At 34.2% G+C, this 10,438-nt stretch carries 11 protein-coding genes, 2 other RNA genes and 1 pseudogene; 5 read left to right on the top strand and 9 right to left on the bottom strand.

Annotated elements, in window-relative coordinates; genetic code table 11:
• From IHO13_RS02355 to ffs, 5 genes are all read right to left on the bottom strand, one after another.
• On the bottom strand, nucleotides 1-420 hold a 420-nt coding region (locus IHO13_RS02355; RefSeq protein WP_225538103.1), incomplete at its 3' end, for a sigma-70 family RNA polymerase sigma factor.
• Between the two features lie 273 nt (nucleotides 421-693).
• On the bottom strand, nucleotides 694-1,371 hold the full coding sequence (locus tag IHO13_RS02350) for a P44/Msp2 family outer membrane protein (protein WP_225538102.1): 678 nt from the start codon (nucleotides 1,369-1,371) through the stop codon (nucleotides 694-696).
• Nucleotides 1,372-1,681: 310 nt separating this feature from the next.
• On the bottom strand, nucleotides 1,682-2,014 hold the full coding sequence (locus IHO13_RS02345) for a YbaB/EbfC family nucleoid-associated protein (RefSeq protein ID WP_225538101.1): 333 nt from the start codon (nucleotides 2,012-2,014) through the stop codon (nucleotides 1,682-1,684).
• Nucleotides 2,015-2,017: 3 nt separating this feature from the next.
• Nucleotides 2,018-3,502 carry a DNA polymerase III subunit gamma/tau gene (gene dnaX / locus IHO13_RS02340; protein WP_225538100.1) on the bottom strand — a complete coding sequence of 495 codons (1,485 nt, stop codon included), beginning with the start codon at nucleotides 3,500-3,502 and terminating at the stop codon, nucleotides 2,018-2,020.
• A gap of 15 nt (nucleotides 3,503-3,517) precedes the next feature.
• An RNA gene (gene ffs, locus IHO13_RS02335) (signal recognition particle sRNA small type) lies at nucleotides 3,518-3,615 on the bottom strand.
• A gap of 90 nt (nucleotides 3,616-3,705) precedes the next feature.
• Here ffs and IHO13_RS02330 point away from each other — a divergent pair.
• Nucleotides 3,706-4,359: a glutathione S-transferase family protein gene (locus IHO13_RS02330; protein ID WP_225538099.1), complete on the top strand. Its 654-nt coding sequence runs from the start codon at nucleotides 3,706-3,708 to the stop codon at nucleotides 4,357-4,359.
• 1 nt (nucleotide 4,360) lies between these two features.
• Here the strand turns inward: IHO13_RS02330 and IHO13_RS02325 are convergent, their stop codons facing one another.
• Entirely contained in the window at nucleotides 4,361-5,011 is a 651-nt protein-coding gene (locus tag IHO13_RS02325) for an O-methyltransferase (RefSeq protein ID WP_225538098.1), read from the bottom strand.
• A 245-nt stretch (nucleotides 5,012-5,256) separates the two neighbouring features.
• Between IHO13_RS02325 and IHO13_RS02320 the strand changes: the two genes are divergently transcribed.
• Nucleotides 5,257-5,535 (top strand): DUF2671 domain-containing protein, encoded by a 279-nt coding sequence (locus IHO13_RS02320; RefSeq protein WP_225538097.1) that lies wholly within the window; start codon nucleotides 5,257-5,259, stop codon nucleotides 5,533-5,535.
• Between the two features lie 25 nt (nucleotides 5,536-5,560).
• Here IHO13_RS02320 and IHO13_RS02315 read toward each other — a convergent pair whose 3' ends face one another.
• The 3 genes from IHO13_RS02315 to ssrS all read right to left on the bottom strand — a co-directional run bounded on the left by IHO13_RS02315 (nucleotide 5,561) and on the right by ssrS (nucleotide 6,966).
• The gene (locus tag IHO13_RS02315) at nucleotides 5,561-6,271 is read right to left on the bottom strand and encodes a thioredoxin domain-containing protein (protein ID WP_225538096.1); all 711 of its coding nucleotides are present in this window, start codon (nucleotides 6,269-6,271) and stop codon (nucleotides 5,561-5,563) included.
• A gap of 65 nt (nucleotides 6,272-6,336) precedes the next feature.
• On the bottom strand, nucleotides 6,337-6,786 hold the full coding sequence (locus tag IHO13_RS02310) for a type II toxin-antitoxin system RatA family toxin (protein WP_225538095.1): 450 nt from the start codon (nucleotides 6,784-6,786) through the stop codon (nucleotides 6,337-6,339).
• Nucleotides 6,787-6,804: 18 nt separating this feature from the next.
• Nucleotides 6,805-6,966, bottom strand: a non-coding RNA gene (gene ssrS / locus IHO13_RS02305) — 6S RNA.
• Between the two features lie 114 nt (nucleotides 6,967-7,080).
• On the opposite strand from ssrS, the pseudogene IHO13_RS02300 reads away from it, so the two are divergent.
• The 3 genes and pseudogenes from IHO13_RS02300 to IHO13_RS02290 all read left to right on the top strand — a co-directional run bounded on the left by IHO13_RS02300 (nucleotide 7,081) and on the right by IHO13_RS02290 (nucleotide 10,253).
• Nucleotides 7,081-7,680: pseudogene (locus IHO13_RS02300) on the top strand (MlaC/ttg2D family ABC transporter substrate-binding protein).
• Complete coding sequence (locus IHO13_RS02295; protein ID WP_225538094.1) at nucleotides 7,677-9,044, top strand: bifunctional folylpolyglutamate synthase/dihydrofolate synthase; 1,368 nt, start codon at nucleotides 7,677-7,679, stop codon at nucleotides 9,042-9,044. Before IHO13_RS02300 ends, IHO13_RS02295 begins: the two are co-directional and overlap by 4 nt.
• Before the next feature lie 63 nt (nucleotides 9,045-9,107).
• A complete protein-coding gene (locus IHO13_RS02290; RefSeq protein WP_225538093.1) occupies nucleotides 9,108-10,253 on the top strand; it encodes an aspartate kinase in 1,146 nt (381 codons plus the stop codon).
• The last annotated feature ends 185 nt before the right edge of the window (nucleotides 10,254-10,438 follow it).

The raw sequence follows: 10,438 nt of genomic DNA, 5'->3' as shown, positions 1-10,438 counted from the left end.
ACGCAAACTAAAGAATAGCTTTCTTTGCGCTTGCGTTGTGCCTATTTTTACAAACGACCAAGATTTCAATATAAAGTCTTTTATTGAAGCTTCAATCCACCACACCGCATAAGTTGAAAAGCGAAACCCTAAATTAGGATTAAACTTTTTCACTGCATGCATTAAACCCATGTTTCCTTCCATGACCAGGTCCATAAGCAGCAGCCCATAGTTTTTGAACTTCATTGCAATTTTCACTACCAAATTCAAATGACTAGTAATCAACTTATGAGCGGAAGAAATATCTTTATATTGGTGCCAATTTTTTGCTAATCGTACTTCTTCTTCTTGAGAAAGCATGGAAAATTTTCGCACCTCAGCAATATACTGCGTGAGATTAGTACTACTGTTAACACATAAGCTTGTTGTTGGGATTAACATAACAACTTAAATTAAAACTCCATACATATAATATATTGATTTTCTAACAAAAACTCAAGATTTAATTTAAAAAAGTATATATATCTTTGCATCTAACTAGGACCTCAGATGTCTTAGCACTGACTGTTAGTATATAACCCCATAAATTAAAGTGGCCTACATATGTCATTCCAGTGTTTAAAAACACTGGAATCCACATTTCTTTTTTCTAGGTCCCAGCACCAGTTACTTGAATGACAAAACTGGGACAACAAGAAGAGTTGCTAAGATAGACTAGAAGTTAAATGCCACTCCAGCTTCTGCACCAATAGTGCTGTAAAGAACCTTTATTTTACCATCATCCTTAGTTGTTGCATCAAACTTAGCACCATAAGAACCGAAATAACGAGCTCCAGCAAAGAGTTTGATTTCTGGAGTTACGTCATAACTAATCCCAGCTTTTGCCTGATAAGCAAAACCAAATCCTTTTTGATCCTTAACTGCGTCAGCTTTAGAGGGATTACTGAGATATGCTGTACCAAGACCAACACCAACGTATGGAGTGATAGGCATATCTTCAATTGCTACATCGTAATACACGTTAACTAGTCCTGAAATTGCTGTTAAATTGTCTGCAGCATCTGGTGTAAATGTTGCATCTTTAATATCGTTCTTGCTTAGCTGCGAATAGAGCCCTTCGATGTCAACTCTAATATCGTCCATTTTGTAACCAAACGCACCACCACCAGCTATAAAAGATGCTTTTAAAGGATCTTGATCTTCATTACCTTTTTTATACTCAATACCCTTAATCTCTGTTTTAAAAGGTAAAAGTTCACCGTTGTACTGCAAACGAATATAGTAATTAGTTTCTTCATCAGCTATTGGACCAACAGGATCTGAAAAAGCGGCGCTTGATAAACTTAGCAACGTCACTAAAGCAGTTGCTGAAAAAAACTTTTTATAATGCATAATTGCCCTCGTTAAAAAAATTAAAATTCCACTTTAGCAATTTAAGTGAAAACTAAAGTTAAGTCAAGTACTAACTTAATAACATAAAATATTTGACATTTAAACCAATTTTTAAGGGGAATGTAAAAATTTTATTAATAAAAAGATAATTATATAACTTTTTACCTTTGATTTTTCGGTATTTTTTTACTTTCTGTGTACCACCTTCGCTACTGCGATTTCTTTTGTCTTTGCATGATATTTCAAGTATATCATATAAAACAATTCTAGTACCAAAGATACAGAAACCTATTAGCAATACAGAGAATTTTTAAAAGGGAAGTTTAAACCCAGGTGGTAACCCCATCATACTTGCAAGATCAGAGGTTGCATTTGCCATGTCTTCCTCTGCCTTTTTAATGGCATCGTTGAACGCTGCTGTTACTAAATCTTCTACTATATCTTTCTCCTCGTTTCTCATAAGCTCTAAGTCTATGCTTACTTTCTTAGCTTTATAACTACCTATTTTTACAACTTCCACTAACACAGAAACTTTGCCACCTCCGGAAACACCTTGAAATTCCTTTCCAATATACTTCTCTTGAGCTTCCACAAGCTTTTTTTGCATCTCTTGTGCTTGCTTCATTATTTGACTAAAATCCACAACCTACTCCTTATTCTCTATATTAACTACCTTTGCACCTTTAAACGTATCAAGTATACCCTTGACTGCAGGTGCATAATTAAAATTACTTACTTCCCTGCTCATACAGCCTGCATCGACTGTGATGACCCATTCTTGCTGAGTCACTTGATTTAAGTAATTTTTCAAGTCATTACAAAAACTGTTGTCCAACCAAGATACGGACCTTAATTTTAAATACCCAGGTTTGCAATCTACCAATTGTAGGTTACTACATAGCTGTTTGTAAAGATAAATTTGGTTATTCTGTTGTAATAGTTGCAGAATTTTATCAAAATCGTAATTTTTTTGCTGTGCGCTCTCTGTGTTACGCATATTCCTTTGCTGTGTATTCTGCATAAGAACTTTTTTGACTATTTGCTCGGGAGAAGGTAAATCAGAAAGATAACAGAGGCTAATTAACACCATTTCAGCAGCAATATCGTTACATGTTGAAGTTTTTATATCCTGAGCTCCCTTGAGTAACATCTTCCACAATCTCGAGAAAAATATTAAAGATTTCTTTGCACTTAAGTCTTTTATCCTGTTCTTTTCACATTCTATAACTGAACTATCAATTTCTTTTGTAATCAAATAACGGCATATTAATTGGATTGTTTGCAATAGACCTTCGAAGACATTGAGTGGGTTTGCTGTCTTTATTGCCTTGTCGAATACTGACAGAGCTTTCTCTAAATCACCATCTAATATTGCTTCCAGTAGATTAAATATAATATCTTTATCCACCAGACCGAGTATTTCTATTACATTCTTGATGGATATTACGCCATCTTTGCTATATAACACTGCTTGATTCATTAAAAATAAAGCGTTACGCATCGAATTGCTACAGTGGTGTGCAATTAATTCTGGTGCCCCACTTTCAATGAGATGGTTTTCTTTTTGTGCAATGTCATTCAACCGCTCCACTATTTTGGCTGCAGGGATGTTATGCAAATCAAACCTTTGACAACGTGCAATAATAGTTATCGGTATCTTTTTTATCTCTGTAGTCGCCAGGACAAACTTTACACTGGGTGGTGGTTCTTCTAGAGTTTTAAGCAATGCGTTAAATGCACTGCTGGATAACATGTGTACTTCATCTATAATGTAAACCTTGAATTTAGAGATTATAGGTGAATAGCAAATGTCTCCTAGGATTACTTTGATATCTTCAACGCTGGTGTGACTTGCTGCGTCAATCTCTATCACATCCGGGTGACTTGAATTCTTTATTGCTAGACAATTTTCACATGATCCACAAGGTTCAAAAGTTGGTCCTAAGGAACAATTCAAACATAAAGCTATTATTCTTGCTGTGGTAGTTTTACCAACTCCGCTACTACCAGAGAGCAGTATGGATTGTGGGATTTTGTTGAGAGTAAAAGCGTTTTCTAATATACGTACTAATATATCTTGACCTATTAGATCTTTGAAGCTACTAGGACGATATTTTAATGCTATGTTCATAACTTACGATAAACAAACAGTTCAATAGGTATGCAACCCAAAAAGATTCTGATATGGCTGCTTCATCTCTGACCTGACCAAGTTACAGAGTTTTTGCCTGCATACCTTGTAAGATATTATACTGTTTTTTTTATTTAGCAAGGTGTATCCTATAATAGTCTATAATTAGTTGGGGTTACATAAATTATATATAGAAATTGATTATGATTTTATATCACTTCTCTCTTTGTCCGTTCTCACGAAAGGTTAGAGCTCTTCTCAAGGAGAAAAAGTTAGGTTGTGATTTAGTATACGAGAATCCGTGGGAGAAGAGGAATGAATTTATGGAGATTAACCCAACTGGACAGGTGCCAGTACTTATGGATAATAATTTTATTATAACAGACAGCACTGCTATTTGTGAGTATCTAGAAGAAACTTACAGCAGCGATATCAAATTACTCGATTTGTCTATTGTTATTAAGTCTAAAATACGTGCTTTGGTTAATTGGTTTGATAACAAGTTTTACAACGAAGTTACTAAATACATTATAAACGAAAAAGTAATAATTAACCGCATTCCTGACTCTAGGTTTCTTCATGCAGCTCAGCATAACCTGTCTTGCCATATAGAATACATTGAACACTTAATTAGCAAAAATGTTTGGCTTGCAACCGATAAGTTCACTTTGGCTGACATTACTTTAGCGTCGCATATCTCTGTAATGGACTATGTGAATAGTTTTCCATGGGAAAAAAGTAGAATTTTAAAAGAATGGTACTCTATTGTTAAGTCAAGGCCTTGTTTTCGTGAAATGTTATTAGAAAGAGTTTCTGGATTAACTCCTCCTAGGCATTATGCCGACTTTGATTTTTAACTCATATTAACTTTAAAGCTACAGTCATCCCTTCATCAGTTGGAATTAATATAGAGTAATATTTTTCTTCGTCTGATAATCTACGATTAAATTCTCTCATAGCCTGCCATGATTTTTCTGATACTTCCTTTAGAGGTGATTCTAGAAACACTGTGTTAAATAATAGAGTGTTATCTGCAACAATGAGTCCATCTTGTTTAATATAAAGCTCTGCCCAATCTAAGTATTTGGGATAGCCACCTTTATCTGCATCAATGAACGTCATGTCAAACGGTGCTTTTGCTGACAACTCATTCAGTTTTTCCAATGCGTTGCCTTCTATTAAAGTAATTTTATTGCTCAGGTTGAAAGCACTAAAATTTTTTTTTGCTATACTTAAGTGCTTAGGATTGTTCTCTATTGTGTATATATGGCCACATTCAGGTAGAGCTTTTGCCATACAAATCGATGAATACCCATATAATGTACCAATTTCAACGATACTTTTTACTTTATGGATTTTTATAAATAAACTGAGCAGCTTTCCTTCTTCAGCACTAATTTGGATGTGTTTCTTTTCTTCAAAAATACAGTATCCTTCTATTTCTTTGTATTTCTTTACGAATAAATCTCTTATGTATGATAATTTCATGTTAGAGTTGTTGCGTGCCATGTCTTACTATTAAAAGATTTAGTTTATATAAAATTTATATATGTTAGCTTAAAAATGGTAAAACGTTTATCTTAGGTTATTATTTTTTACAGCGTAAAATTTTAAGTGACAAAAATTATTATATATAATATTATAATTAACTAGTATAATAATCGATAGATTGTCATACTAGAATTTGAGGAACTGCTCATGAGCGTTTCTCTTTAGTTAAAATATAATTTTCATAATCAATTAGAGGGGGTTATATGTCTTATAATATTGCTGGTGAAGTTGAAACGTTAAGCAAAAAATTTAACAAAGATGAAGGGGTTACACTGTTACATAACCCAGCTTATCGTGAGAAATACAGGGAACGTTTTGATGAAGCCCAGAAAAAAGTTATGGATATGGTTCAGTTTTATGATGGAACGATAATATTAATAGAAAATAAAATTGCTATGTATTATTATGCTTGGCACAGTAAAAAAAGAGAATTTGAGCGTAAAAAACAGCAAGCAGTGGTAAAAAACGATAGTTCAACATAGTTTTTTATGATAAGCTACAGTGGTATCATTTCACTATAGCTTTTTCATATAGCCTATCTATTACATTAGTGAAGTATTCCAATGTTTTATATCCCTCGTGTTTAATTTTATTATGTTCTGTACGTGATTTATCGTTGCTAAGCTTGATAAAAAATATTGGAGTAGCCATAATACCAAGCTTATTTATTGCCAGTGATTTATCGTTTATAATTTTGTCAAACACTTCCTTGTTTTTCTTTTCATCGATGTATTGGTTAAACAGGTCCTGCTTTAAGTTACTTAGTGCGGCAATTCTTTGTAGTACAGTTAAATCACTTAAATCAGAATAGTTCCACGAGTCTATTGAATTAAAAACAGCTTTGTTAAAATTAAAGTAGTCTTCTTCTTTTTCATAGCAATAGCTTAGCATTGCAGCTTTTAATCCTCTGTAATCTAGAGGAAAATGACGGAATATATATAACATTTTACCCGTATCTATATATTTCTTTTTAATTGCAGGAAAAACCTCCTTATGAAAAAGGGAACAGTGATAACAAGTGAGCGAAGCATATTCTATCATTAAAATTGGCGCTTTTGGATTTCCTAGTGATTTGTCATCGGGCAATAGTGATAATAGTTCTTCTGCTGTTGTTTCGCCAGTTTTTCGAGTGTACTGGCTGTTGGATAAGTCTTGTTTAGTAACTGCATAAGAATTAACACTTATAAAAATTAGTAAAAGCAATATTCTGAAAATCATTACAATATAAACACTAAAATTACTAAGAAAATTACATATCTATATTAATAATGTCAAGATAACTTTTACTTAGCAAGGTTCTCAACTCTTTCTTTGAATGCAGCAATTATTTTACTTTGTGTATATTTGTACACTGGGTTTAATAGAGTTGAAAGCGAGCTAGATTTAAACTTAAATTCTATGTAAAATTTCACCATGGTCTTATTTTCACCTATAGGAGTGAATTTCCATTCATTGTATAAATGTTTGAATATTCCATTTGATGATACAGCTTTTATCCAACCTTCATTTGTTCTGCTTGGAGAAAGAAAGGTTACTTCTGATGTATACTTTCCTTTAATACCATGAAAAGATGCTAGAAGATCCACAACCATTTGGCTATCGATTTTTTCTTTTATATGAACGGCTTTGCACCAAGGAACGAAATCAGGATACTTCTCAACATCAATTACAACATGAAATATCTCATCGGATGAACAAAAAAAAGTACCTTGTTCTTTGTGTAAATAGAGCATAAATCTAAATCAACTGGAATAGGATCCGTATCTACCGTCAGTCTTAGTAGATTCCTGAGACCTAAAGTTAAAGTGGGCATCACGTATTAATTTCAATGAAGTTAATAGAGGCAATTCCCTTGACTAGAAATTATCGCTCGGGAAATTTAACTTAACTCATAACGTATAGAACAGACCCTTATAATTATAGCTAGTTTACACAAGTTGTGTCTATATGTATATTGCAGTCAACAATAAAACTGACTATTATTCAACCTTTATTAAACTTTGCATTTTAAGTGTGGCGGTCAATAAATGTATCTTATGAATATTGCTAAAGTTTTAATCATTATTGTTTTTGTTATAATTTCTTTAGGTGCTTACACCAGTTGTGTAAATCACAAAACTTTTGTGCATGCTATGAAGCAACAAGTGGATGGCATATATGCAAAAGAGAAGAAAAGAAATCTGGAATGTGTATATAGAAAACTTCAGGGGATCATTCGAAACAATGTTAATCTCAAAGAAATATTCCGATTTGTAATGGGAAAACATTGGACTTTGATTACCCAAGAAGGAAGAGAAAGTCTCTTGAAAGAATATTGAGATGTATCTTATGCATTTGTGCACAAAATTTTGTGTAAGTACATGAATAACAGCGAAATGACTATAATAGGCTCAAAAACAGGTGATGATGGAACTTGCTTGGTTAATACAAGATTTTCTTACGGCGACGAAGAATTTACAAATATTGACTTTAAAGTTGCTAAAAGTAACAGTTCTTTATTAATAAATGATGTTGTAATGAATGGAATAAGTGTTTCTCTTAATCAACGTTCCCAATTCAGTGGAGAAATTGATACGTATGGTATAGCGAGTGTTATAGATGAATTAAAATGTAATAACAATCTATGATATACATGCCTCACTGGCCTAAGCCACTTGGTAGAAGACAAAAAGACTTTTCTCTTGAACGCATGAAAAGCTTTCTAAGTAAGTTAGGCAATCCCGAAAAAAAGATGCCTCCGGCAGTTCACATAGCTGGAACTAATGGAAAAGGCTCAACACTATCTTTTATGAGGTACATAATGCAGTCAGCAGGATATAAGGTCCATGCATACACTTCTCCACATTTAGTTAATTTTAATGAGAGAATAGTCGTTGCAGGGAGTAATATTGACGATAATGAATTGTATAGTTTATTAGAAGAATGCCGCGCTGCAATTGCAGATCAGCCTATCACTTTGTTTGGAGCTGCAACAATTGCAGCATTCTTAGCTTTCTCTCGTCATGAAGCCGATGTAAGTTTAGTCGAAGTAGGTGTGGGTGGAAGACGTGACGCAACAAATGTTATAGATAATCCGATCTTAACAATCATTACTTCCATCGCACTTGATCATATGGAATATCTTGGTCCAACTGTAGAGGCTATAGCAGGTGAGAAGGCTGGAATAATGAAGCATAATGTTCCTTGCGTAATAGCACCACAAGAAAAGTCCATAATGAATATGCTAGAGCAGTGTGCAATCAATAAGAAATCTCCTTTATATAGAGGTAGCTTTGAGTGGAATTGCAGTAAACAACTGTCTGTCATCCAAGTAGCTAGCAATGGGATCCAGCAAAAAAATGAGTGGATTCCAGCGTCAGGCGCTGGAATGACATCAGCTCGAATGATTTTCCAATCAGCTATTCAATCAATAGAATTTCCCTTGCCTTCTTTGAAGGGTGATCACCAAATAATTAATGCAGGAAACGCTATTGCAGCATGTAGCATTTTGAGTGGAAGGTATGGATTTGATATTGGAGAAGAGGATATCACTTCAGGTTTACAACGTACCTACTGGCCTGCACGACTAGAGCTTATAAAAGAGGGCAGTTTAATTTCTTTGTTACCGAAAGATTGGCAATTGTTTTTAGATGGTGCGCACAATAACGATGGTGCTAGAGTGTTAGCTGATTGGGTGAAAAATAATTTTGCTGAAGGTATCCATATGATTTTTGGGGTTACTTGTAACAAAAACGTGGAAGAGTTTTTGGAACACTTAAAATCATATATCAAGTTATTATGTGCGGTTTGTGTTAAGTCTGAGCCCAAAGCAACAAATACAGGTCTAATCAAAAAGGGAGCGGATAATATAGGGATAAATGCTATTGAATGTGAATCGATCGGTGATGCCATATTAAACCACATACTAAAAGTTCCTATCCAGAATGTCAAAACCGTACTGATTTGTGGTTCGTTATTCCTAGCTAGGGATTTTGCTATGGAAAATAACTGAGTCTTTTAAAGTTTATATCAACTAGCGCTATATTTTTTTCTGGAGGAAAGCTATATTGTAGCTATGGACAATATAATCATAAAAAAATTTGGTGGGAGCTCATTAACTGACTTAAACCGAGTTGCAAGTTTAATAAAAAAGGATGTTGAGAGGGGTTGTAATGTAATCGTCGTTGTATCCGCCGTTGCGGGATTTACTGATCAAATGGCTTTTCAAGCTAGACAAATCTCAAATTTAAGCTGTAAACGAGAGCTGTCGGAATATGACGTTATACTTTCAGCGGGAGAGCAGATTTCTTGCGGCATGCTAGCAATCACTCTCCAATCTATTGGAATAAACGCTAAATCTTGGCTTGCCTGGCAGTTACCGATTATAACAGACGATCTTTACTCCGAGTCTAAAATAAAAACAATAGAGATTGATCATCTGAAAAGGTCTTTTACTGAAGGGTATACTGTAGCGATCATTGCCGGCTTTCAGGGTATACATGGTGATAGAATCACTACTTTTGGAAGAGGAGGCTCTGATATATCGGCAGTTGCTTTAGCAGTAGCTTTTAACGTCAAATTTTGCGAAATTTTCACTGATATTGATGGAGTATATACAGCTGATCCAAAAATTGTTCCAAAAGCACGCAAGCTCAAATCTATCTCTTACGATGAAATGTTGGAGATGTCGTCATCTGGTGCTAAAATACTACATAATCGTTCAGTACAGCTTGCAATGAAACATAACGTTAAAGTACAAGTGCTGTCCACCTTTAAAGAGGTGGAAGGAACTATAGTACTGCACAAAAAAGATGTACTAGAGAGATACACAATTACTGGAATAACTTATAGCACTAATGAAGCCCTTGTAACTTTTGCTAACCTTGCAGATACCTTACGTATTTTAAGGGATATTGCAGGGACAAACATTAAAATTGATATGATACATGGATCAAGTCTCGTAATTTCTGAATTTGATATTGGTTTAATGAAAAAGCTACTGAATAGGAGCTATATAATAAACAATAACATAGCTAGAATTTCAATAATTGGTATTGGAGTTATGTCTAATGCTGAAGTGATGCACTGCATACTCAAGGTCTTGAGCGAGAAAAAGATAGAAATACTTGCTATCACAGCATCTGAAACCAAGATCAGTATAATCGTTCAAAGAGAATGTGCTGAAGTTCTAGTTAGAGATTTACATACAGAATTGGTATAGGTAACCTTATGCCATACAACTTAGACCTCTCGCACATCAACTCAGCTTTGGCATATGAGAAAAAACCACTTGATAACCTTTTCCGTCATCCTTATTCATAGCATTGAAGCTATTGTTTATCTTCAGCCCATACAGATTAAACAACAAAAAAACTCAATGTACTTGGCGTACTGTTGTTTAATTTT

The organism is Wolbachia endosymbiont of Mansonella perstans, assembly GCF_020278605.1.
Classification (GTDB): domain Bacteria; phylum Pseudomonadota; class Alphaproteobacteria; order Rickettsiales; family Anaplasmataceae; genus Wolbachia.
Note: the sequence above shows the minus strand (reverse complement) of the source record. Positions and strands in the feature narration are given on the sequence as shown.

What these genes read in the sequence shown, in the direction of transcription:
- IHO13_RS02350 (WP_225538102.1), bottom strand. Translation starts at nt 1,371, where the DNA reads ATGCATTATAAAAAGTTTTTTTCAGCAACTGCTTTAGTGACGTTGCTA.
- dnaX (WP_225538100.1), bottom strand. Translation starts at nt 3,502, where the DNA reads ATGAACATAGCATTAAAATATCGTCCTAGTAGCTTCAAAGATCTAATA.
- IHO13_RS02330 (WP_225538099.1), top strand. Translation starts at nt 3,706, where the DNA reads ATGATTTTATATCACTTCTCTCTTTGTCCGTTCTCACGAAAGGTTAGA.
- IHO13_RS02325 (WP_225538098.1), bottom strand. Translation starts at nt 5,011, where the DNA reads ATGGCACGCAACAACTCTAACATGAAATTATCATACATAAGAGATTTA.
- IHO13_RS02320 (WP_225538097.1), top strand. Translation starts at nt 5,257, where the DNA reads ATGTCTTATAATATTGCTGGTGAAGTTGAAACGTTAAGCAAAAAATTT.
- IHO13_RS02315 (WP_225538096.1), bottom strand. Translation starts at nt 6,271, where the DNA reads ATGATTTTCAGAATATTGCTTTTACTAATTTTTATAAGTGTTAATTCT.
- IHO13_RS02310 (WP_225538095.1), bottom strand. Translation starts at nt 6,786, where the DNA reads ATGCTCTATTTACACAAAGAACAAGGTACTTTTTTTTGTTCATCCGAT.
- IHO13_RS02295 (WP_225538094.1), top strand. Translation starts at nt 7,677, where the DNA reads ATGATATACATGCCTCACTGGCCTAAGCCACTTGGTAGAAGACAAAAA.
- IHO13_RS02290 (WP_225538093.1), top strand. Translation starts at nt 9,108, where the DNA reads ATGGACAATATAATCATAAAAAAATTTGGTGGGAGCTCATTAACTGAC.